The sequence below is a fragment of the Clostridium paridis genome, from assembly GCF_016765615.1.
GTDB lineage: Bacteria > Bacillota > Clostridia > Clostridiales > Clostridiaceae > Clostridium_T > Clostridium_T paridis.
The window spans coordinates 32627-55267 of sequence record NZ_JAESWA010000012.1; the positions used below are offsets into that span (position 1 = coordinate 32627).

Annotated in this window: 22 protein-coding genes; 8 read left to right on the forward strand and 14 right to left on the reverse strand. The window is 31.0% G+C overall.

Translation table 11 applies throughout. The features are described from left to right. Nucleotides 1–9: 9 nt before the first annotated feature. The 6 genes from JK634_RS02380 to purR all read right to left on the reverse strand — a co-directional run bounded on the left by JK634_RS02380 (nucleotide 10) and on the right by purR (nucleotide 6229). Nucleotides 10–1431: a sensor histidine kinase gene (locus tag JK634_RS02380; RefSeq protein ID WP_202766024.1), complete on the reverse strand. Its 1422-nt coding sequence runs from the start codon at nucleotides 1429–1431 to the stop codon at nucleotides 10–12. A gap of 3 nt (nucleotides 1432–1434) precedes the next feature. Next, nucleotides 1435–2121 (reverse strand): response regulator transcription factor, encoded by a 687-nt coding sequence (locus JK634_RS02385; RefSeq protein WP_202766025.1) that lies wholly within the window; start codon nucleotides 2119–2121, stop codon nucleotides 1435–1437. 229 nt (nucleotides 2122–2350) lie between these two features. After that, nucleotides 2351–3310 (reverse strand): ribose-phosphate diphosphokinase, encoded by a 960-nt coding sequence (locus JK634_RS02390; RefSeq protein ID WP_202766026.1) that lies wholly within the window; start codon nucleotides 3308–3310, stop codon nucleotides 2351–2353. Nucleotides 3311–3378: 68 nt separating this feature from the next. Further along, complete coding sequence (glmU, locus tag JK634_RS02395; protein ID WP_202766027.1) at nucleotides 3379–4746, reverse strand: bifunctional UDP-N-acetylglucosamine diphosphorylase/glucosamine-1-phosphate N-acetyltransferase GlmU; 1368 nt, start codon at nucleotides 4744–4746, stop codon at nucleotides 3379–3381. A gap of 295 nt (nucleotides 4747–5041) precedes the next feature. Continuing rightward, nucleotides 5042–5326, reverse strand: a complete 285-nt coding sequence (gene spoVG / locus JK634_RS02400) for a septation regulator SpoVG (protein WP_202766028.1) — start codon at nucleotides 5324–5326, stop codon at nucleotides 5042–5044. 84 nt (nucleotides 5327–5410) lie between these two features. After that, a complete protein-coding gene (gene purR, locus JK634_RS02405) occupies nucleotides 5411–6229 on the reverse strand; it encodes a pur operon repressor (RefSeq protein WP_202766029.1) in 819 nt (272 codons plus the stop codon). A gap of 225 nt (nucleotides 6230–6454) precedes the next feature. Here purR and murC point away from each other — a divergent pair, with 225 nt between their 5' ends. Both murC and JK634_RS02415 read left to right on the forward strand, forming a co-directional pair. Next, nucleotides 6455–7828: a UDP-N-acetylmuramate--L-alanine ligase gene (murC, locus tag JK634_RS02410; RefSeq protein WP_202766030.1), complete on the forward strand. Its 1374-nt coding sequence runs from the start codon at nucleotides 6455–6457 to the stop codon at nucleotides 7826–7828. Between the two features lie 319 nt (nucleotides 7829–8147). After that, entirely contained in the window at nucleotides 8148–8756 is a 609-nt protein-coding gene (locus JK634_RS02415) for a hypothetical protein (RefSeq protein WP_202766031.1), read from the forward strand. Between the two features lie 115 nt (nucleotides 8757–8871). On the opposite strand, the gene JK634_RS02420 is transcribed toward JK634_RS02415, so the two are convergent. Continuing rightward, nucleotides 8872–9435: a YdcF family protein gene (locus JK634_RS02420; protein ID WP_202766032.1), complete on the reverse strand. Its 564-nt coding sequence runs from the start codon at nucleotides 9433–9435 to the stop codon at nucleotides 8872–8874. Between the two features lie 259 nt (nucleotides 9436–9694). On the opposite strand from JK634_RS02420, the gene JK634_RS02425 reads away from it, so the two are divergent. The 3 genes from JK634_RS02425 to JK634_RS02435 all read left to right on the forward strand — a co-directional run bounded on the left by JK634_RS02425 (nucleotide 9695) and on the right by JK634_RS02435 (nucleotide 12856). After that, nucleotides 9695–10717 (forward strand): LacI family DNA-binding transcriptional regulator, encoded by a 1023-nt coding sequence (locus JK634_RS02425; RefSeq protein ID WP_202766033.1) that lies wholly within the window; start codon nucleotides 9695–9697, stop codon nucleotides 10715–10717. 127 nt (nucleotides 10718–10844) lie between these two features. Beyond that, nucleotides 10845–12017 (forward strand): phosphopentomutase, encoded by a 1173-nt coding sequence (locus JK634_RS02430; protein WP_202766034.1) that lies wholly within the window; start codon nucleotides 10845–10847, stop codon nucleotides 12015–12017. Nucleotides 12018–12037: 20 nt separating this feature from the next. Next, complete coding sequence (locus tag JK634_RS02435) at nucleotides 12038–12856, forward strand: purine-nucleoside phosphorylase (protein WP_202766050.1); 819 nt, start codon at nucleotides 12038–12040, stop codon at nucleotides 12854–12856. A gap of 96 nt (nucleotides 12857–12952) precedes the next feature. Here JK634_RS02435 and JK634_RS02440 read toward each other — a convergent pair whose 3' ends face one another. The 4 genes from JK634_RS02440 to JK634_RS02455 all read right to left on the reverse strand — a co-directional run bounded on the left by JK634_RS02440 (nucleotide 12953) and on the right by JK634_RS02455 (nucleotide 15744). Further along, nucleotides 12953–13726 (reverse strand): nitroreductase family protein, encoded by a 774-nt coding sequence (locus tag JK634_RS02440; RefSeq protein ID WP_243425543.1) that lies wholly within the window; start codon nucleotides 13724–13726, stop codon nucleotides 12953–12955. A 65-nt stretch (nucleotides 13727–13791) separates the two neighbouring features. Next, nucleotides 13792–14145, reverse strand: coding sequence for an ArsR/SmtB family transcription factor (locus JK634_RS02445; protein WP_202766036.1), 354 nt, complete (start codon nucleotides 14143–14145; stop codon nucleotides 13792–13794). 133 nt (nucleotides 14146–14278) lie between these two features. Then, the gene (locus JK634_RS02450) at nucleotides 14279–14644 is read right to left on the reverse strand and encodes a zinc ribbon domain-containing protein (RefSeq protein WP_202766037.1); all 366 of its coding nucleotides are present in this window, start codon (nucleotides 14642–14644) and stop codon (nucleotides 14279–14281) included. A 26-nt stretch (nucleotides 14645–14670) separates the two neighbouring features. Beyond that, nucleotides 14671–15744: a M24 family metallopeptidase gene (locus JK634_RS02455; RefSeq protein ID WP_202766038.1), complete on the reverse strand. Its 1074-nt coding sequence runs from the start codon at nucleotides 15742–15744 to the stop codon at nucleotides 14671–14673. 163 nt (nucleotides 15745–15907) lie between these two features. On the opposite strand from JK634_RS02455, the gene JK634_RS02460 reads away from it, so the two are divergent. Continuing rightward, a complete protein-coding gene (locus JK634_RS02460) occupies nucleotides 15908–16606 on the forward strand; it encodes a metallophosphoesterase family protein (protein ID WP_202766039.1) in 699 nt (232 codons plus the stop codon). A gap of 156 nt (nucleotides 16607–16762) precedes the next feature. Then, nucleotides 16763–18160, forward strand: a complete 1398-nt coding sequence (gene asnS / locus JK634_RS02465) for an asparagine--tRNA ligase (RefSeq protein ID WP_202766040.1) — start codon at nucleotides 16763–16765, stop codon at nucleotides 18158–18160. A gap of 44 nt (nucleotides 18161–18204) precedes the next feature. On the opposite strand, the gene JK634_RS02470 is transcribed toward asnS, so the two are convergent. The 3 genes from JK634_RS02470 to JK634_RS02480 form a co-directional block, all read right to left on the reverse strand. Next, nucleotides 18205–18996, reverse strand: a complete 792-nt coding sequence (locus JK634_RS02470; RefSeq protein WP_202766041.1) for an HAD family hydrolase — start codon at nucleotides 18994–18996, stop codon at nucleotides 18205–18207. A gap of 25 nt (nucleotides 18997–19021) precedes the next feature. Next, nucleotides 19022–19966 (reverse strand): magnesium transporter CorA family protein, encoded by a 945-nt coding sequence (locus JK634_RS02475; protein WP_202766042.1) that lies wholly within the window; start codon nucleotides 19964–19966, stop codon nucleotides 19022–19024. Nucleotides 19967–20091: 125 nt separating this feature from the next. Beyond that, nucleotides 20092–21567, reverse strand: a complete 1476-nt coding sequence (locus JK634_RS02480; protein ID WP_202766043.1) for a leucyl aminopeptidase — start codon at nucleotides 21565–21567, stop codon at nucleotides 20092–20094. 159 nt (nucleotides 21568–21726) lie between these two features. On the opposite strand from JK634_RS02480, the gene JK634_RS02485 reads away from it, so the two are divergent. Further along, nucleotides 21727–22614, forward strand: a complete 888-nt coding sequence (locus JK634_RS02485; protein WP_202766044.1) for an alpha/beta fold hydrolase — start codon at nucleotides 21727–21729, stop codon at nucleotides 22612–22614. The last annotated feature ends 27 nt before the right edge of the window (nucleotides 22615–22641 follow it).

Here is a 22641-nt window from a genome sequence, read left to right on the forward strand (position 1 = left end):
ACCCTCACTTTAGGTAGCTCTGGACAAAGTAAAAGTAAAAATTACTCCTTTTCCATCTTCACTATTTTGAACCCATATATCATTACCATGCTGAGTAATTATTTGTCTTACTATAGGAAGACCCAGCCCCGTACTAAGTTTATTAGTTCTTGATTTATCAGCCTTATAGAATCTTTGCCAAATATTGTTCAAGTCTTCTTTAGAAATAGTTGGGCCATCATTATATATACTTATGTATATCTTATTCAACTTAACCTTAGTATATATTTTAATATTTCCCCCTGAATATGAATATTTAATAGCATTATCAACTATATTAGTTACTACTTGAATTAATCTATCCCTATCTGCTAATGCAAAAATGCGTTTTTCTTCAAAAACCACATCTACCTTTAACTTTTTATCTAATGCTTTATTTTCCAAATTCATAACCACTCTTGTAATTAAACTATTCACTTCTACTTCACTTATCTCTAATTCTACCTTTCCTTCTTCCATAGCTGACATATCTAATAGTTTATTTATTAACCTTGTTAATCTCTGAATTTCGTCATATACAATTTTTAAATAATGATTTTCTTTATCTTTAGTAATAACTCCATCTAGTATTCCTGCTATAAATCCTTTTATTGAGGTAATTGGAGATCTTAACTCATGAGAAACGTTTGAGATAAACTCTCTTCTATTGTTATCAACCTTCTCTAAAGAATCTGCCATTATATTAAATGACTCTCCCAATTCTCCTATCTCATCATTTGATCTAATTATTACCCTTTGACCAACTTCTCCCTTAGCTATTCTCTTTGAAACTGCATTTATTTCTGCTAAAGGTCTGATTAGAATGTTTTGAGCAAGCAAATAAATCACTACTACAGATGATGCAATAGCAATAACAGCTGAGAACCATATAACAAGGTACACCTTGTTAAGAGGCGTTCGTATTTGTTCAAGTGGAGTTACCATTACAATAAATCCATAAAAATTCCCTTTGCTAATTATCGGTTTATAATATACATATTCTGAGGAATCAGAAAATTTCTTTTCTGGATCTTTTATCTCAACTGCTTTACCTGCTTTAAGTTGATCCATTTTTTCTACTTGAAGCTTTGTATATTTTAGAGATTCATATCTTTGATCAGACACAGCATATACATATCCCATATTATCAGCTAAAAGTATATCAATAGAGAGGCTTCCGCTAACATAATTCATTACATTATTTAATGAATCTAATGAATTCTGCTTATTTGATAAGTAATCAATTGAAGTTGACGATATTAACTGGGCCTGATTGTCTAAAAGGTTTTTTCTTCTATCAAAAAAATATCCCTCAAACCAAAATGAAAGGCTAGCTGCAATTATAATGAACGATAATGCAACTATACCTGTTACTGCAATAAGCAATTTTGAAACTAAGCTCTCTCTTTTCATTTGCTATTTCACCTCGAATTTATAACCTACCCCCCAAACAGTCTCAATTTGCCAAGTGCTACCCTCAGGAAGTTTCTCTCTTAATCTTTTCACATGCACATCTACAGTTCTAGAGTCTCCTGGATAATCATATCCCCAAACCTCACATAAAAGTTGTTCTCTTGTAAACACTTTATTTTTATTTGATGCTAAGTAGTATAATAACTCAAATTCTTTTGGTGGCATTTTTATTTCAGTCCCTTTATATACTACATTATAAGAGTTCGCATCCACACTTAAATCTGAATAGCTTATTACTTCTTTATTTGAAGGATCTGAGGTGTATCTTCTAAGTACTGCCTTTACTCTAGCTAAAAGTTCTTTAGGCTCAAAAGGTTTTACTATATAGTCATCTGCTCCTAATTCCAAAGCAAGTACTTTGTCAAAAGTATCTCCCTTTGCAGTTAGCATAATAACTGGTGTTTCCCCTTCTTTTCTGATCCATTTAAGCACATCTATTCCATCTATGTTAGGAAGCATTATATCCAATAAAACCAAGTCTGGCTTATATTCTACAAAAGCTTCCTGTACATCCTTCCCATTATATACAACCTTACTATCATAATTGGCACTATTTAAATACATCTTAATTAACTCACAAATGTTTTCATCATCATCCACTACTAATATTTTACCGATTGTTCCTTCCATTCTTATCTCCACTCCTTTCATATAAATAATTTACCACAAGTTTACATAATAAAATATAGTTTTTATGATATTGTATCTTTTTTTTAACTTATGTAAAGATACCAAATAATATGTAATGGAAAAAGGACGGCAAATAACGCCATCCTCTTTTAATATAAGTAACTTTCAATTTTAATTTCAATACGTAATTTAAAATTCTTGCTTATTAATACTATAAAGCTTATATGTATTAAACATCAAATAATTTACTTAATGGTTCCTCATCGTAGATCCTCTTAATTGCTTCTGCAAATAAAGGTGCTACCGAAATAGACTTAAACTTACCTAAATCATTTCTTTCTGGTAGTGCAATGGTATCTAACATAACTAATTCTTCTATTGCACTTGCATTAATTCTATCAAACGCAGGGCCAGATAAAACACCATGTGTACAGCATGCATATACATTAGTTGCTCCTAAATCTTTTAAAGCATTTGCTGCATTAGCAATTGTTCCTGCAGTGTCAATCATATCATCGATAAGTATGCATGCCTTACCTTTAACTTCTCCAATGATATTCATTATTTCAGATACATTGGCTTTTGGTCTTCTCTTATCAATTATAGCAATTGGTGCATGTAACTTATCAGCAAACTTTCTAGCTCTTGTAACACTTCCTAAATCTGGAGATACTACTACAACATCTTCTCTATCTTCAAATCCTTTTTCAACAAAGTATCTAGCTAGTATAGGTGATCCTAATAAATGATCTACTGGTATATCAAAATATCCTTGTATTTGAGCGGCATGTAAATCCATTGTTAAAACTCTATCTGCTCCTGCAGTTGTTAATATATCAGCAACTAGTTTTGCAGTAATTGGGTCTCTAGATTTTGCCTTTCTATCTTGTCTTGCATAACCATAGTATGGAATAACAGCTGTTATTCTTCCTGCTGATGCTCTTTTAAGTGCATCAATCATAATTAGCAATTCCATAAGATTGTTATTAACTGGTGAATTAGTTGATTGAACTACAAACACCTCTTGTCCTCTAACAGTCTCATTAATATCTACGCATATTTCTCCATCGCTGAAGGTTCCTACCTTCGCATTACCCACTGGCACCCCTAATATATCAGCTATGTCTTTTGCAAGTTTTGGATGTGAATTTCCAGTGAAAATTTTAATATTTCTTCCATGGGTAATCATTCCTTAGAATACCTCCTTAATATATTTTAAAAAGTGAATATATTTTAAAAAGTGCCTTTGTAAAATTGTTATTTTTTAAGCGCTTTTTTATTAACCCATCCCTCAATGTTTGTTTGTTTTGCTCTTGCAATAGCAAGACTACCTTCTGGGACTTCTTTTGTTATAGTTGAACCTGCAGCAATATAAGTATTGTCCTTAACTTCTACAGGAGAAACCAAATTCGTATTGCATCCTATAAATGAATTATTTCCTATTTTAGTTTTATGCTTATTCTTACCATCATAATTTACAACAACTGTTCCACAACCAAAATTACAACTTTCTCCTACTTCTGCATCACCAATGTAGGTTAAATGTGATACTTTAGTGTTATTTCCAATAGTTGATTTTTTTATTTCAACAAAGTCACCAATTCTAACTTTTTCGCCAATTACTGATTCTGGTCTTATATATGCAAATGGACCTACAGTAGTATTTCCACCAACTTTACTATCTAAAATAACTGAACTTTGAATTTCTACATTATCTCCAATTTTAGAATTACTAATTCTCGAATTAGGATATAACATACAATCAGTTCCTATTTCAGTGTTTCCTTCTATAACATTACCTGGATAAATAATTGTATCTTGACCTATAGTTACATCAATTCCAATGTAAGTTGATCTAGGATCAATAATAGTTACCCCGTTTTCTAAATGCTTGTTATTTATTCTTTCTTTCATTATCTCTTCTGCTTTAGCTAATTCAACTCTTGAATTAACCCCTAAGGTTTCTTCAAATTCTGTAACTAATGCACCTACTTTTTCTTGTTGGTTTTTTAGTATTCCTATAACATCAGTTAAATAATACTCCCCTTGTGCATTATTATTTGATAGCTTATCTAAAGCATCTACTAGTGATTTTATATTAAAACAGTACATTCCTGCGTTTATTTCTTTTGTTTCTAATTCACTTACATTACAGTCTTTATGTTCTACAATTTTCTCGACACTATCCCCACTTCTAATTATTCTTCCATATCCATTTGGATTGTCAATTATAGACGTTAATAATGTTGCTGAATTTCCTTCTGTTATATGTTTCTTTATTAAACTTTCTACAGTTTCACTTTTTACTAATGGTGCATCTCCAGTAAATATGGCAACCACACCATCTTTATCCTTCAAGAACTCTTTGGCACATATTATTGCATGACCTGTTCCTAATTGTTCTGACTGTATAGAATAACTCACTTTCTTTTCTTGAGTCATTTCTTGAACAAGTTCTGCACCTTTTCCAATTATAACATTAACATCTTGTATTTTAGCCATTCTCATAGTGTCTATTACATGATTAACCATTTCCTTACCACAAACTTTATGCAATACCTTCGGTAAGTTTGATTTTATTCTCTTTCCTTGCCCCGCTGCTAGGATTAAAGCACAACTATACATTAATACACCTCTATGTTCTTTCACTTAATTTTAAGTTAAATTATGATATTTTTTAACGTACCTATTATATTATAGGTTATTAAATCTACTATTTCAACATAATCTAACGAAATCTTCATATCCCTAATTTTCTGAATTTTACAGCAAATTCTATAATATAGATATCCCTTTAAACATTGTTGTCTATTATATTTATTAAATTATAATTTAGTGTAACTTTGTGTGATTTTATAGTTTACCATTCTTTCTCTCCTAAAGTAAAAAAAGGAAGCTCAGCTTCCTTTTTTATACATGATTATTCCTCTACAGATTCTTCATCTTCTTCTACTTTGGCTTTTTCATATTCGTCCAAAATAGCATTTTGAATCTTTTCTCTAGTCTCTGTATTTATTGGATGCGCTATATCTTTAAACTCACCATCAGGGGTTTTTCTACTTGGCATTGCAATAAATAGACCATTTTGTCCTTCAATAACTTTAATGTCATGTACAACAAACTCGTTATCGAAAGTAACAGAAACTATAGCCTTCATCTTTCCTTCAGCAGCTATTTTTCTTATTCTTACGTCTGTGATTTGCATTTCACTACACCTCCAGTTGTTTATTGTAGTTTATATTCTATAAAAGTTACTAAAATCCTTTTTTTTGTTGAAATTTTTAGAATATTAAATTAATAATTTTGATGGCTTTAAGTCAACCACTCCATTTTTATCTACATTTTTTAACTCTATTATAGAAACATAATCATCAATTAGCTTCTTTTCTGCTCCAATATGATCCACTAAAACCCCTATTCCAACTAATTCTGAATCAAATTCATTTAGTAAATCTTGTATACCCTTTGCAGTTCCTCCACCTTTTAAGAAATCATCAATAAATATGCATCTACTTCCTGTTTTTAAAGATTTTTTTGAAAGAGACATTTGTTGAATCTTTCCGCTACTACCAGAAACGTAGTTTATTGTTACTGTAGGTCCTTCAGTAACTTTATTATTGTCTCTTCTTGCAATCACTAACTCTGTTCCTAGATTTTTTGCAACTTCATAAGCTAATGGTATTCCTTTAGTTTCAACTGTAACTACATAGTCAGCTTTTTGATTTCCAAGTGCTTTTGCTAAAATAACCCCCGCCTTGCTTATTATTTGTGGATTATACATCAAATCTGTCATGTAAATAAAATTACCTGGTACGATTCTTGATGGTTCCTTTAAGAGTTCGCATAATCTTTCTCCAAATTGCTCCCTACTCTCGTCACTAATTCCATTTATGAATTTTATCCCTCCTGCTGCACCAGAAATAGTCTCCACTCTTCCCATTCCTAGCTTTTCCAGAACTTCTCTTACTATTACTATATCTTCACTAACTGTTGATTTTGCCGCATTCAATAAATCCGAAAAATTATTTAATCCTATTATTTTATTTGGATTCTCCATTAATAGTTTTGTAATGGCTACAACTCTGCTATTTCTACTTAACTTTTCCACAAACATCACCTACATTTTTATCATATTTAACGAATTTTCTATATAAAAAACTATCTTAATATTCATATTTTATTCTATATTATAGCCATAATCAATATTATTTAAACAATTAGCAAGTATTTTATAATATTTTTCTTCCAATTGTTAATTCTTCTATAAAAAGTGTGTTCAATTTCATAAAATTGTATATAATTATAAATGAATTAACTTAAGGAGTTGATAAAATTGTCTTTTGATTTTTTAAAGGATAAACACATGAAGGTATATTTCATAGGTATTGGTGGAATAAGCATGAGTGGATTAGCTGCTGTGCTTTTGAATGGTGGTTATAGAGTCTCTGGTTCAGATGCTAAAAATTCTAAAATAATTGATTCACTTAAAGCTAAAGGTGCTGAAATATACATAGGTCATAAAAGAGAAAATATAGGAGATGCAGATTTAGTAGTTTATACTGCTGCTATTCCAAAGGACAATCCCGAACTACTAGAAGCGAAGGAAAGAGGACTTGCATTAATGGATAGAGCCGAATTTTTAGGTCATATTATGCAAGGCCATAAATATAATGTTGCGATTGCAGGAACTCATGGAAAAACAACAACAACATCTATGGTTTCTCATATAGCACTTGAAGGAAATTTAGATCCAACTATACTAGTTGGAGGGGAATTGGACATTATTAACGGTAACTATAAAGTTGGAAATTCTGAGTATTTCATAACAGAAGCCTGTGAATATAAAGCTTCATTTTTAAGTTTTTATCCATATATAGGAATAATACTTAATATTGATGCTGATCACCTAGATTACTACAGAGATATCGATCATATTCAAGAAACCTTTGAAAAGTTCGTAAAACTTATACCACAAGATGGTTACTTAATTGGAAATCATGATGATCCTAGAGTTGTGAAAGCAATGGAAACTACATCTTGTAATGTTATTAGTTACGGAATAGATGGGGGTATTATTACTGCTAAAAACATAGTATTTAATGAAAAAGGATGTGCGACCTTTGATGCTTATAAACATGAAGATAAGTTATTTACAATTTCATTAAATGTTCCTGGAAAGCATAATGTTTTAAATGCACTTTCAGCTGTAGCGGTAGGCTTAATCTTTAATCTTTCTTCAGATGCAATAACTCAAGGTCTTACTTCATTTGGAGGAGCTCATAAGCGTTTTGAATATAAGGGTGTAAAAGATGGTGTAACTGTTATTGATGATTATGCTCATCACCCAGTAGAAATAAAGGCAACATTAAGCACTTCAAAAAATATTAAGCATAATAACTTGTTTTGTGTTTTCCAACCTCACACATATACAAGAACAAAAACTCTTTTTAAAGAATTTACTGAAGCATTCAATGATGTGGATGAACTTATTTTAATGGATATATATGCAGCTAGAGAAAAGGATCCTGGTGATATAAACTCTAAAATGTTAGGTGATGCACTTAGATCTAAAGGTATAAAATGTATAAATGTCTCTTCACATAAAGAGGCATGTGATTATGTAAAAGGTAAAATCAAGGATGGTGACATACTTCTTACTGTAGGTGCAGGTGACGTAGTTCAAGTTGGAGAAATGTTCCTACAGTAATATATTAAAGTTAGGTAGTTAAAGAATTTTTTAACAATTCATTTAACTGCCTTTTTTACTCTTTAAGAAATAATAATATTTTAAGTGTTCGAGTAACTTTATTAAGTTTGAATTTAAATTTAAGTATCAGCCACCTTCCCATAAAGAGTAAAAATAGAATTGATCGCCTGACATTTTTCCTCACATTCGTTCAGAAAGTCAGATGCGAGTAAAAAATCGACGACTCATAATCTCCTTGACGATTTTTTATATTGTTTTCACATTACAACATTAATTCGCATATATCATTAATGTGAAAAAAATTATTCGGAGGAAACTCATGTATCGTGAACAATATGACGATCAAGGAAGCGGTAGCCAGACTACTACCCAAGATAATCTATATAATCAAGGAACTCAATATGGTTCAGGAACTCAAGGAACTCAATTTGGACAATACGGTCAAACTACTCAAGATATAACTCAAGGTGGCCAAATGAGTCCTTTTGCTAGTTGTATGGAATATCTAAAAACTGTTCCATTCTTACCAAACCCTTACTATATGCCTCAAGGACAGACTCAAGGTCAAGAAGGACAATACCCATATATGCAAATGCCCGGCGGCATGCAGATGCCTGGAGGTATGCAAATGCCTGGATCAGCTACTCCATATATGCAATCTTATCCTGGAACCCAGTCTTCAGCTACAGGTTTAACTTCTGGAGGAACTAGCACTACTGGCTCCACAGGTTCTTCTACTGGTTCTAGCGGTTCTTCCACTGGAACTAACAGGCAAAAATATTCAGGCTATAAGAATTATCCTAGCTATGGTTATGGATATAAACAACCATATCATCCTTACTATCACCCTTACTATCATCCTTACTATCAACCATATTATTACGGCTATAATCCATTACCTTGGTTTCTTCTTGGTTCCTTATTCTAAAAATAAATTAGAATTATATGCTTGTACTTAATAAGTTCCTAAGCCAAAGATAAATATCTTTATAATTTAAAAGTAATAATCACTCATTTTAAAATGAGTGATTATTACTTTTCTACTATCTAAAGCTATCTTTGATTATTGCAGGAATTTCTCGTATTCCACCATAAATCTCAGTTAACCATTTATCTTTCACAAACACACCTGAATATTTTGCATTAATATTTAATTTATCACCTATCATCTTTGCTCTTCTTAAATGGAACTCATTTGATACTACAATTACATTATTAAAGTTTTTTTCTTTAACTATCTCTTTAGAATTTCTTAGATTTTCATAGGTATTTTTCGATTTGTCTTCAAGTAATAGCTTGTCTTCTGGTATACCATTGTCAACTAATATCTTCTTCATACACATAGCTTCTGATATTTCTTCACCAGATCCCTGTCCACCTGATAATATTATATATTCTCCCAGTCCCTCACTATATAATTCTTTGGCTTTTAAGGTTCTTTCTAATAAAAATCTTGAGGGTTCTTTTCCATTCACTTTGCAACCAAGAATAATTATCGCATTGCTCTTTTCAGTAATTTTTTTAGTTCCACCAGTGAAAATATATAATTGACTTAAGCCCAATAAAACCAGTAATACACCTAAAATCACAAAAATCCTCTTTCTCATAGTATTCTCCTTAATTCATTATATTAATGTTATCCAACTTAGTTCTATTTTAAATTATACTTTATTTTACTATGCTTTAAATGTCATTATGTTAACAAAAGTCCAGTTTTTCTTTAATTTACTATTGATTTTTATGTTGATTTGTTGTAAATTATGGGTGAAAATGTTACCATTATATATTGATACATTTAGTCCATTAATTATTTATTTTTGTACTACTCATATATATTATTACTATCTATTTTTTGGGGGGATTTAAATGGCTGCAACAATTTCTGATATTGCTAAAGCTGCAGGGGTTTCTTTAGCTACTGTTTCAAGGGTTCTTAATAATTCTGGTTACGTTAAATTAGAAACAAAAGAAAAAATACTAAAAATTATGAAGGATTATAACTATACTCCATCTGCAATTGCAAGAAGTTTATCTAAAAAACAGACTAATACTATAGGAGTAATAGTTCCAGACATAACCAACCCTTTCTATGGTGAAGTATTTAGAGGAATAAATAAAGTGGCAGAGAATAATAATTTTAATATAATTCTCTGTGATTCCCACGAGTCAATTCAGAAAGAAATTAGAAGTATTCAATCCTTAAGAGAGCATAGAATCCGTGGCTTATTAATTACACCAACCTCCTGTGAAGATGACCAAAATGTAGATTGTTTAAATGAATTAAACAACTTAGGTATTCCTGTTGTTTTAATAGATGGTCATCTAAAGCATTCGAATTTTTCTGGTGTTTTTGTAGACAACCTAGAAAGTAGTTATAATGCCGTGAATTCATTAATCAATGCAGGGCATACTAAAATTGCAATAATTACTGGGAGAATGAATTCAAAATCAGCTCAAGAACGTCTTGATGGTTACAAGAAAGCTTTAGAAGAAAATAATATTCAAGTAAATAATGAGTATATTTTTTATGGTGATTACACCCTTGAATCTGGATATAATTTAACAAATAAAATTTTAGAGTTACATAATGGACCTACTGCCATTTTCACTAGTTCTAACCAAATGACTATAGGTGCCATAAAATCTATTAGAGAAAAAAATTTATCTTTTCCTGAAGATATTGCGTTAATTTCCTTTGATAGAATAGATTTATTTAATATAATAGGATTAGATATTAGTTACATTGATGGTCCAACTACTGAACTTGGAGAAATAGGAATGAACTTACTTTTAAACTCTCTTAATTCAGATGATAAAGTAGACGTACAGACTATAACACTTAAATCTTCATTAGTACTTAAAGGATCAGAAAAATATTATAAAAAATAGATTTCAATTTTTATTCTAGAGAGTAAACTTCTCTAGAATATTTAACCCTTAAAGGTAAAGCGGTTACACTTAATGTATAATCAAATATTCATAGATTATACCCAATTATTATTTTGGAGGCGATATTATGATAAAAAGAGTAATTTGGATAGTTCTTGATAGTGTTGGAATGGGGGCTCTTCCTGATGCAGATAAGTATGGTGATGTTGGTTCAAATACTATAGGGAATGTTGCAAAATATAATGGTGGGTTAAAACTACCTAACATGGAATCCCTTGGTCTTGGATTAATTGATGGTATGGAAAACATAAACAAAGCCCAAAACCCTATAGGTTGTTATGGTAAATTACATGAAGCTTCAAACGGTAAGGATACTGTAACTGGTCATTGGGAAATGGTTGGAGTAAAAACTGAAGTTGCATTCCCTACATATCCTAATGGATTCCCTAAAGATTTGATAGAAGAATTTGAAGAGAAAACTGGAAGAAAAGTAATAGGAAATAAAGTTGCTTCTGGAACTGAGATACTTGATGAATTAGGCGAAGAGCAATTAAAAACTGGTGCACTAATAGTATATACATCAGCTGACTCAGTATTTCAAATCGCAGCACATGAAGAATTAATTCCACTTGATGACTTATATAAATATTGTGAAATAGCTAGAGAAATGTTACATGGCAACCGTAAAGTAGCTCGTGTTATTGCCAGACCTTATATAGGCGAACCTGGCAATTTTAGCAGAACACCTAACAGAAAAGACTATGCATTAGTTCCACCACACGAAACAACTCTAGATATATTAAAGTCAGCAGGTATTCCTGTTATGGCAGTAGGAAAAATTGAGGATATTTTCTCTGGCAAAGGAATAACTCACGCAATTCATACTAAAGATAACATGGACGGAGTTGATAAAACTCTAGATTATATGAATGAAAGTACTTCTGGGCTTATATTTACTAACCTTGTTGATTTTGATTCTAAATGGGGTCATAGAAATAATGCAAAGGCTTATGGCGAGGGATTAGAAGCATTTGACCAAAGACTAAAAGAAATAATAGGTAATATGAAGGAAGATGACGTATTATTTATAACTGCAGATCACGGATGCGATCCTACATTCCCTGGAACAGATCACACAAGAGAATATGTACCATTTTTAGCGTATGGGAAATCGCTAAAAGAAGGTTATAACCTAGGAATTAAAATGGGCTTCTACAGTATGGGGCAAACTATATGTGAAATATTTAATACTGAAAAAATACAAAACGGTGAAAGTTTCCTTAAAGAAATATTGAAATAGGAATAAGGAGTGAAATAATGATTGATTTAAATATAAAAATAAAAGAAGCTGGTGACTTTATACTATCTAAGACAAAATACAAACCTGAAATTGCACTTATCTTAGGCTCAGGACTAGGTGCTATTGGGGATAAAATAGAAGATGCAGAATACTATAATTATAATGAAATACCTCATTTCCCTGTATCTACTGTAGAAGGTCATGCAGGAAGACTTGTTATAGGTAAACTTCAAGGAAAATCTGTTGTTGCAATGCAAGGACGTTTTCACTTTTACGAAGGATATGAAATGAATGAAGTAACTTTTCCTGTTAGAGTTATGAAGCTTCTTGGTGTAGAGACATTAATTGTAACTAATGCCGCAGGAGCTGTTAATACCTCCTTTAAACCAGGAGATTTAATGCTAATATCAGATCATATTAATTTATCAGGTGATAATCCACTAATAGGCAGAAACTTAAATGACTTTGGTCCTAGATTCCCTGATATGTCCAATGCCTATGATAAAGATTTAAGAGAAAAAGCTAAAGATATAGCTACTTCATTAAACTTATCACTTAAAGAAGGTGTATATACTATGATGAGTGGTCCTACTTATGAAACACCTGCTGAAATAAGAATGATAAGAGTCTTAGGTGGAGATGCTGCTGGTATGTCAACTGTTCCTGAGGTCATAATAGCAAAACATCAAGGTATGAAGGTACTCGGCATATCTTGCATGACAAATATGGCAGCTGGAATATTAGATCAACCGTTAAGTCATGAAGAAGTTATGGAGACTTCAGAAAAAGTAAAGAATACCTTTATTTCATTAATGAATAATATAATAGAATCTCTATAAAAGTATTTAAAGTAAAAAGAAGAGAAATATTATGCCTATATATTTCTCTTCTTTTATATTTTATTTATAACTTTCAAATCAACTTTTTCTTAAAAACTACACAAACTGAACATCTGCCTTTTTTCTCGGTACCGTCCTTTCATATGTTACATTTGGATATCCAATTACTAGGACAGTTGCAACCTTTTGTCCTTTCTCCATTCTCAAGAGATTTCTAAGTTTAGCACTTATATTTACTGCTCTAGTAAAAAATCCACTGTAAAATGTGCCTAGCCCTAAAGACTCTGCCATTAACTCCATATTAGAAGCAGCTAACGATCCATTAACTTGATCCTTTGATACTACAACAATAACTGCTGGAGCATTTTTAAAATAGAATTCATCATCTATAGTAATTGATTTTACAATTGGTATAAATAATCCTAGAGGCTTTTTTAGTAATCTCAATAGCTTTACTGCTTCCTTTTCAATTTCCTTATTCTTTTCTGTAATCACAATATATGAAACATCCTGTTTATTACTTGCAGTTGCTGTATACCGTCCTGCTTCAATTATCTGCATTAACTTTTCCTTTTCTACTGGAATATCTTTAAATTGCCTAATTGAACGTCCACCTTTTATTACCTTTAGTAGCGTATCACTATTAAGTTTGTCCTCCCCACTTATAGGTATAATTTCTTCTTCATCATATTGAGGTATTCTCACTGCATTTTTAGGACAAATAGCCACGCAGTGACCGCACTTAAGACATTCATCCCTTCTTATAACAGCTTTATTATTTTCCATCACAATATTATGTTCTGGACAATCCTTTACACACTTACTACAACCAATACATTTTTCTAAATCAATGCTAACATCTGACTTCATATCCACTCTTATTCCCCCAACAATTTAATTCTTATTTTTGATTATGTAATTTTTACTTCTAATCTTTAAAAATCATCTCTTCTATCAGGTGCATGCTTCATAATAGTATTGACATGATTAAAAAGTCTTATAATCTTATTTAACTCATTATCCCTTGCTTCTAGATAATAATAATTTTTTGTTCCTTCTCTTCTCACACTTATCATATTTGCATTTTTTAATACTTGTAAATGATGTGATACTGATGGTCTTGAAAGATTAGTCTTATTAGCAATGTCACCTACCCTTACCCCACTACAATCGCTTAAAAGTAATGCACTTATAATTAACTGCCTTGTTTCATCACCAATTGCTATTAATGCCTTTTGGCATTCTTTAAATTCTTTTGATAGCTCTAATAGTTCATTAGATTCACTCATTATTAAGTTCCTTCCAGAAATAAATAGTTTTATTGGTTCATTAATTTAAGCCATTATAACATAGATTTCTTTAAAATGGTTTAATGGTAAAGAAAATCTAGATGAATGAAAAAAAGGCTTATTAAAGCCTTTTTTATATTTTACTTCCACAATGTGGACAGTATTCAAATTCTTCATTTACTTCCCTATTACAATGACTGCAATACACTTTAACATCTCCCCTATGCAATACCTTTAAGTCCCAGTAAGTTATGTCTTCTCTATTTTCTTCTACAGCCTTACCTTTTTCTATTGATATTTCATAGATAGTATTACAATCTTTACATACTAGGTAGTATTTTACTCCCCATTTAAATAAGGGAATAAAAAAGAAATGAAACATATTAAATTGTTTATATAATATAAGTTCCCCTGTCCTGCATTCTTTGCATAAAGCAGAAGCTATTCTCTTAATCTCTTTTTGCTTAGTTTCAATTCCGAATATACCTATAAAAAACATCCTTTTATCCTCCTTAACAAAGTATGTTAAAGAACTACTATTTCCTTTGTTACTTTATTCAATACCTCTACTCCAGATTCTGTTACTAGAACTAAGTCCTCTATTCTAACCCCTACATCTCCAGATAGATATATTCCTGGTTCTACAGAGAAGATCATTCCTGATTCTAATTTATCTTCATTAACAGCACTTACATTACCATAATCATGAACTTCTATTCCTATAGAATGTCCTGTTCTATGAGTAAAATACTTACCGTATCCAGCCTTTTCTATATGCTTCCTAGCAGCATTATCTACATCACAAAATCTTCTACCTGGTTTAACAGCTTCCTCCCCCTTTAAATTTGCCTCTTTTACAATATTGTATACTTCTATTGCTTTACTTGAAGGTTCACCATAAAACACTGTTCTTGTCATATCTGAACAATAATGGTTATATAAACATCCAATATCTATAACCACCCCTTCACCTTTTTTTAGTAGTGATTTATCTGGTTCATGGTGTGGATCTGCCCCATTAGCTCCATAAGCTATTATAGGCGCAAAAGAATATCCTTCTGCTCCTTCTTTATCGTATAATTCTCCTAATAATGCTCCCATTTCTTTTTCAGTTTTTACTTCCCCTATGCTTCTCCAAATTTCTTTCATGGCTCTATCATTAATTTCGCTAGCTTTTTTCATAAGCTCTATTTCTTCACTATCTTTTATTGCTCTAGCCTTATCAATTATTGGAGATCCATTTACAAATGCTTTTCCTGCTCCAAGTTCCATTAATCTTATTAAGAAATGAGCTTGCCAATTCTTATCTATTCCAAGTGATTTTTCTTTATCAATAAATTTACTCAAAATAAGTATTGGATCTTCAGTATCCTTATACCATAAAATTTCCACACCTAAATCTTCTACTATTGGGAATAACTCATTAACTACTAGCTTAGGTTCATTCTTAGTTGATAAATAAAGAGCTATCATACGTTCTCCTACTTCAAACCATTTACCTGTTAAATAAAAAATAGCAGCTGAGGATGTAACTATCATTTGCTCTAAGCCTTCTGCTTCCATATCCCTTAATATCTTTTTAACTCTGTCTACTTTCATTTCCTTCACTCCTACTAAATATAATTTTACATAACCTTATTATATCATTCTTATTTAACCAAAATGTAACTGATTTATCATATTATATAGTATTTACAATATTTAAAATTGAAAAGCATTGTAGTAATATAATAAATATAAAAATAAAACTGGAGGAAATAATATGAGAATAGCTGCAATATCAGATATACATGGCAATATATATGCATTAATGAGCGTTCTAGAAGATATAGATAACGAAAATATCGATTTTATTATGTGTTTAGGAGATTTAGTAGGTTATGGTCCTCATCCAAATGAAGTTATTGCCTTAATTAGAAGGAAAAGAATTCCTTGCTTAAAGGGTAATTATGATGCTTCTGTTGTTGATAATGATTTTACTTATATTAGAGATACTTCTATAAATTCCTTTGTACTTCCATGGACTGTTAATGAATTAAGGGCCTCAAATAAAGAATTTTTAAATAATCTTCCAAGTTCTATGACACTAGAATTTGAAGAAAAGAAAATAACTTTTGTTCACGGAAGTCCAAGAAGGATAAACGAATATTTATTACAAGACTCGGAGGAAACAGCTGAAATTATGAAGGATTTCCAAGGTGATATCCTGGTAGCTGCACATACTCATTTACCTGGATACAAGGAATTTAATGATAAATTATTTATAAATGATGGATCAGTTGGTAAACCTATGCTTGGTAGACCTAATGCTACTTATGCAATAATTGATATACAAGGAGAGGCAAAGCCTAAGGTTAATTTCAAAGAGGTTCCTTATGAATATAAAAGAATTATGAAGGATATGCAGCTGCTTGATTTTCCAACTAGACTTATAGATGGTTACGAAAGCGGTACCGAATAAGTCTGGTGGCTTCTTGCAAATACTGGCTTTTTGTTGTAAAATCTCATTATGACTTATATGCAATTATTAGTAATATAACTTTTAGCTGTGTATATAACGGTTTTAGAATAAATTATAACTTTCGGACTACATTTAAAAAGTTTAAGGAGGATATCTATGAGTAACAACATTTTAGTAAAATCCCTTTATAGAGAACAAAAAGATTTTGCTAACAAAGAGATTAAAATTAGTGGATGGATTAGGACTTTAAGAGCTTCTAATGCCTTTGGATTTATTGAATTAAATGATGGTTCTTTCTTTAAGAACGTACAAATAGTTTTAGATGCTAATAAATTAGAAAACTTTAAAGACATTTCTAAGTTACCTATTAGTTCATCTATATCTGTTATAGGTACTTTAGTTGAGACACCTGATGCAAAACAACCTTTTGAAATCCAAGCAAATCAAATTATAGTTGAAGGAATGTCTTCCTCTGACTACCCACTTCAAAAGAAAAGACATACTTTTGAGTATTTAAGAACAATTGCTCACTTAAGACCAAGAAGTAACGCATTTTCTGCGGTTTTTAGAGTTCGTTCTGTTGCAGCATATGCTATACACAAGTTCTTCCAAGAAAGAGGATTTGTATATACACATACTCCAATATTAACTGGATCTGATGCTGAAGGTGCTGGAGAAATGTTTAGAGTTACTACTTTAGATCTTAATAACATTCCTAAAACTGAAGAAGGTAAGATAGACTATTCAGAGGATTTCTTTGGTAAAGAAACAAATCTTACTGTTTCAGGACAATTAAACGGAGAATCTTTTGCATTAGCATTTAGAAACATTTATACTTTCGGACCTACTTTTAGAGCTGAAAATTCTAATACTGCTAGACATGCAGCTGAATTCTGGATGATAGAACCTGAAATATCTTTTGCTGATCTTAAAGATGATATGGAACTAGCAGAAGACATGTTAAAGTTTGTTATTAACTATGTTATGGAAGAATGTCCTGAAGAATTAGAATTCTTTAATCAATTTATAGATAAAGGTCTTTTAGAAAGACTTAACCATGTTGTAACTTCTGACTTTGGTAAAGTTACTTATACTGATGCAGTTGAACTTCTTCAAAAATCAGACAAGAAATTTGAGTACCCAGTAGAATGGGGAATAGATCTTCAAACTGAACATGAAAGATATTTAACTGAAGAAATATTTAAGAGACCTGTATTTGTAACTGATTATCCAAAAGATATCAAAGCTTTCTATATGAGACTTAATGAAGATGGAAAAACTGTTGCTGCAATGGACTGTTTAGTTCCTGGAATAGGAGAAATCATCGGTGGTTCTCAAAGAGAAGAAAGACTTGATGTGTTAAAGAAAAAGATGGCTGAACTAAACTTAAATGAAGAAGATTACTGGTGGTACCTAGAATTAAGAAAATATGGTGAAACACCTCACTCTGGTTTCGGTTTAGGTTTTGAAAGATTAATCATGTATATAACTGGAATGACAAACATAAGAGACGTTATACCATTCCCAAGAACTACAGGTCAATCAGACTTTTAATAAAAAACTCCAGTAGAGATAAGCTCTACTGGAGTTTTTATGTTTTATATTAATTTATAAGTTTTCATAGCCCTTTCTATTCCATCCTCAAATATATCAGAAGTTATATAATCAGCTACCTCTTTTAATTCTTCTACTGCGTTCCCCATAGCTATTCCTGTATTAACCCTCTTAATCATCTCAATATCATTGTGACCATCCCCAAAGGCATAGGTATTGTCCATAGGAATCTTTAAGTATTCTGAGATATATTCGATTGCATCTGCTTTACCCCATTCTTTAAGAGAAACATCTGCAGACATGTTGGGTCCATGAGGATTAAAAATCAAGCTTTCTTTAAAGTATTCTCTGCATTTTTCTAATGCATCTTCATCCTTATAAAATATATCTAGTGAACTTGCCTTGATATTGTCCATATTCCAACGCTTTAATATATAGTCATTTCCTTTAAATTGAGAATTATATCTTTTTATTCTACTTTCATCCATATCATAGGAATAGCCATGAAAAGCATCATTAAAGATACAGGATATACCAAGTTCATCAAAAGCATTTTTTAAGTACTCTATCCTGTCTTTAGATAAGGTTCTTTCAAATACCACCTTATCTCCAAGCATTATTTGTGTTCCATTAGCTGATATATATCCATCAAACATATCAGTTCCAAACATCTCAAGAATAAATCTTATTTGTCTTCCACTGCAAATAAAAGCTAGATTTCCTCTTTCTCTGAATTCTTTTATAGCCCTTTTTGTACTTTCAGGCATAACTAAACTTGTTCCATTAAATCCAATTAGAGTTCCGTCTATATCAAAAAATGCTATATTCTTTCTCATAAAATTCCCTCTTCCTTATACCCAATTAAAACATATCTTTTTTCTTTAAGATTAGTGCTGTTACAACACAAAGGAAAACTATAAACCCTACCACAGATATAAGTCCTACTGGACTTTCTGAAAATGGATTTCCTCCAACATTCATCCCAAATATTCCCGATATCATATTAGGTATAGACATAACTATAGTTACAGCTGCTAATACCTTCATTACAATATTTAAGTTATTAGCAATTACTGAAGCGAAGGCATCCATTGTACCTGCTAATATATCACTATATATTCCAGCCATCTCTATAGCTTGCTTATTTTCTATAATAACGTCTTCTAATACATCATTATCCTCTGGATACTTCTGCATAATTGACATTTTCATCATCTTCTCTAAGGTTATTTCATTTGATTTAAGTGAAGTTGAGAAGTATACCAATGATTTTTCTAGAGATAACATTTGTATCAATTCTTTATTCTTCATTGATTTATGAAGTTTCTTCTCTATCATTAAACTCTTCTTATCTATTTGTCTTAAGTAAAGAAGATAGTAGGTTGCTATTTTACTTAATATTTGTAATATAAATCTTGATCTTTTAAAGGTATAAAAACCTCTTATTTCACCTTTAGCAAAATCAGTTAATATTTTTGAATTCTTTAAACATACTGTTATGATCTCTTTTTCAGTATGTATGATTGCTAAAGGATAAGTGTCATAAGTTAATGAGTTGTCCTCCATTTCAGTAAATGGAATATCCACTATAACCAATATATTATTATCTATAATATCAATTCTTGAAGTTTCTTCATCATCTAGAGGAGCCTTTAAAAATTCCAGAGGTACCCCAGTCTTCTTTGCTAGTAATATTATTTCTTGCTCTGTAGGGGCCACAACATTTACCCAACATCCAGCTTCAATATTTTCTATAGTCTTTAATGTAAGATCTGTTTCACTTGTAGTCTTATAAATATTTATCATATTATTACCTCCTTCTTAGCATCCCTTAATTATTATATCAGCAAACAAAAATAAATAATAGTAATTAAATCTAGGCAAAAAATTAAAGGACTTGGTTACCCAAATCCTTTTAATTATATATTTTATTATTTAGCTCTTCTTTTTAAAAGCTCATATAAAGTTCTTAAAGGTTCTCCAGTTCCACCCTTTGGAGAATAATCTCTAACCGAATCATTCCAAGCGGTTCCTGCTATATCTAAGTGCATCCATGGTTTATCTTCTACAAACTCACCTATAAACAAACCAGCAGTTATTGTTCCTGCATATCTTCCACCAGTATTTTTTAAATCTGCTATATCTGATTTAATTAACTTTTTATATTCTGGGAAGCTTGGAAGCTGCCATATCCTTTCTCCAGAGTATTCTGATGCTGCACTAAGTTCTCCATAGAATTCGTTATTATTTGTAATTACTGCTGTTGTTGTTGTTCCTAAAGCAACTAAGGCTGCACCTGTTAGTGTCGCAACATCAATTACTTCATCAACTCCTTCTTTTCTAATTATGTATGTAACTGCATCAGCAAGGGTAAGTCTTCCTTCTGCATCTGTGTTTATAACTTCTATCTTTTTTCCTGCCATAGAGCCTATAATATCTCCAGGTTTATATGCATCACCTGATATCATGTTTTCACAAGCTGCTACCACTGCTATTACATTAGTCTTTAGCTTTCTTCTAGCTATAGATACCATTGTTCCAATTACAGCAGCTGCTCCTCCCATGTCAGATTTCATAGTCTCCATTCCACTACTTGGCTTTAGGGAATATCCACCTGAGTCATATGTAAGTCCTTTTCCAACTAAGCCTAAAACTTTATCCTTATTACTATCATCGCCATAATATCTCATTACAATTAACTTAGGACTGTTTTTAGCTCCTCTCGCAACTGTTAAAAATGCTTCCATTCCTAAAGCTTTAATCTCTTCATTTTCTTTTACTTCTACTTTAAAACCATATGTATTTCCTAAGTCTTTAACCTTTTCAGCTAATGTTCTAGGATATAGAGCATTGGCAGGTTCATTAACTAAATCTCTAGCAATTTCTACCGCCTCTACTAATACTATTCCCTCTTCTATAGCCTCATTTATATTATTAGTCTCTTCATCACTAATATCTCTTCCACCTAAGGAGAAACTTAAGTCTAATGTCTCATTGTTGCTTTTATATTTCTCAAAACTATAGGATCCTAATCCTAAACCCTCTGCAACTGCTTTTGCTGTTTCATAATAATTTAGTTTTGAGTTTTCTGGAATCTTAATAAATATTCTTTTATCCTTTAATTCTTTTGCCTTTCTTACAGCTTTTGATAAAGCTACTCTAATAGCTTCGCTTGAAAGTTCTTCCTCTTTACCAAGACCTGTAATTATTGCATCCTGAAGATTTCCGCCTAAATCTCTTATAAAGCTTATTACTTCTCCTTTAGCTCCTTTAAACTGTCCCTTTGCTTTTATTAAATCTAAGAATCTATTAGTTTCCTCATTTGGCACTTCAACCTTACCTTCAAATAAAGGTATTATAACTGCATCAGCTTCAGAACAAGGAAACTTTTTATAGTTTATGTCCATATTTATCACCTCTTAATAGTTACTATCAATTAATAATTTAAATATACCATATTCTTCATAAATATACTATTACTAATGATACATAATAAAGATTAGAAAACATTTATCTTTTAGTGGTATAATAAACTTAAATATCTACCTTTGTAGGAGCATAAATTTATGAAGAAATTGATTAATCGTTTTATTAAAATAATAATAACTTCATTATTACTACTTATAGGTTTTTCTTATCTTACGAATTTATTCATTTCTATTTCTTATGAAGACAAATTTAAAGGTGAAAAATTTCTAGAATTAAATAATTATAAAATTAGGTATACGGATGTGGGAAGTGGCGCACCTATAATCCTTGTTCATGACTTTTTAGGAAGTTCTAATGACTTTTATTCAATTAAGGATGAACTTGCAAAAAATCATAGAGTGATTACTATAGATTTACCTGGCTTTGGTCTTTCATCAAAAGACTCAAAGCAAGAATATACATATACTTCATTTAGTGAAGCCATACTTAATGTAGCTAATGCATTATCGATAAGTAAATTTTCAGTGCTAGGACATGGAATGGGAGGAGCTGTTGCGATAAACCTATCCTTAACTCATTCGGATAGAATTAATTCTTTAATTTTAGTTAATCCCATAATACAAGCTGGTAAAAAGCAAGCACCTGTACCTTCAGTAATTAAGAAGGAAGCATACATAAACTATTACATACAAGGTGCAAGTTTTTCTAAAAAATTTATTAAAAACAGCAACATGGATATGGATTACTTTCGAGAAGACTACTATTTTAATAGGACTATTCCAGCTCAAACCCTTAGTAAACTAATTACTACTAAGAATACAGGAATTCCTATGGATATAATAAAAACCATACCTAATAAGACTTTGCTCTTATTTAGTTCAAATGATACATCAGTGCCAGTTTCACTAGGTATGGACTTAAATAGTAATATAGCTAATAGTAAGCTTGTAGTCTTTAATAATTGCGGTCATTATCCATTTATTGAAGCAAAAGATTTGTTTTTAAAGGAAGTTAATAATTTTTAAGATAAAAAGAAGAGAGTTTCATTAAAA

What these genes read in the sequence shown, in the direction of transcription:
- JK634_RS02380 (WP_202766024.1), bottom strand. Translation starts at nt 1,431, where the DNA reads ATGAAAAGAGAGAGCTTAGTTTCAAAATTGCTTATTGCAGTAACAGGT.
- JK634_RS02385 (WP_202766025.1), bottom strand. Translation starts at nt 2,121, where the DNA reads ATGGAAGGAACAATCGGTAAAATATTAGTAGTGGATGATGATGAAAAC.
- JK634_RS02390 (WP_202766026.1), bottom strand. Translation starts at nt 3,310, where the DNA reads ATGATTACCCATGGAAGAAATATTAAAATTTTCACTGGAAATTCACAT.
- glmU (WP_202766027.1), bottom strand. Translation starts at nt 4,746, where the DNA reads ATGTATAGTTGTGCTTTAATCCTAGCAGCGGGGCAAGGAAAGAGAATA.
- spoVG (WP_202766028.1), bottom strand. Translation starts at nt 5,326, where the DNA reads ATGCAAATCACAGACGTAAGAATAAGAAAAATAGCTGCTGAAGGAAAG.
- JK634_RS02415 (WP_202766031.1), top strand. Translation starts at nt 8,148, where the DNA reads ATGTATCGTGAACAATATGACGATCAAGGAAGCGGTAGCCAGACTACT.
- JK634_RS02420 (WP_202766032.1), bottom strand. Translation starts at nt 9,435, where the DNA reads ATGAGAAAGAGGATTTTTGTGATTTTAGGTGTATTACTGGTTTTATTG.
- JK634_RS02425 (WP_202766033.1), top strand. Translation starts at nt 9,695, where the DNA reads ATGGCTGCAACAATTTCTGATATTGCTAAAGCTGCAGGGGTTTCTTTA.
- JK634_RS02430 (WP_202766034.1), top strand. Translation starts at nt 10,845, where the DNA reads ATGATAAAAAGAGTAATTTGGATAGTTCTTGATAGTGTTGGAATGGGG.
- JK634_RS02440 (WP_243425543.1), bottom strand. Translation starts at nt 13,726, where the DNA reads ATGAAGTCAGATGTTAGCATTGATTTAGAAAAATGTATTGGTTGTAGT.
- JK634_RS02445 (WP_202766036.1), bottom strand. Translation starts at nt 14,145, where the DNA reads ATGAGTGAATCTAATGAACTATTAGAGCTATCAAAAGAATTTAAAGAA.
- JK634_RS02450 (WP_202766037.1), bottom strand. Translation starts at nt 14,644, where the DNA reads ATGTTTTTTATAGGTATATTCGGAATTGAAACTAAGCAAAAAGAGATT.
- JK634_RS02455 (WP_202766038.1), bottom strand. Translation starts at nt 15,744, where the DNA reads ATGAAAGTAGACAGAGTTAAAAAGATATTAAGGGATATGGAAGCAGAA.
- JK634_RS02460 (WP_202766039.1), top strand. Translation starts at nt 15,908, where the DNA reads ATGAGAATAGCTGCAATATCAGATATACATGGCAATATATATGCATTA.
- asnS (WP_202766040.1), top strand. Translation starts at nt 16,763, where the DNA reads ATGAGTAACAACATTTTAGTAAAATCCCTTTATAGAGAACAAAAAGAT.
- JK634_RS02470 (WP_202766041.1), bottom strand. Translation starts at nt 18,996, where the DNA reads ATGAGAAAGAATATAGCATTTTTTGATATAGACGGAACTCTAATTGGA.
- JK634_RS02475 (WP_202766042.1), bottom strand. Translation starts at nt 19,966, where the DNA reads ATGATAAATATTTATAAGACTACAAGTGAAACAGATCTTACATTAAAG.
- JK634_RS02480 (WP_202766043.1), bottom strand. Translation starts at nt 21,567, where the DNA reads ATGGACATAAACTATAAAAAGTTTCCTTGTTCTGAAGCTGATGCAGTT.
- JK634_RS02485 (WP_202766044.1), top strand. Translation starts at nt 21,727, where the DNA reads ATGAAGAAATTGATTAATCGTTTTATTAAAATAATAATAACTTCATTA.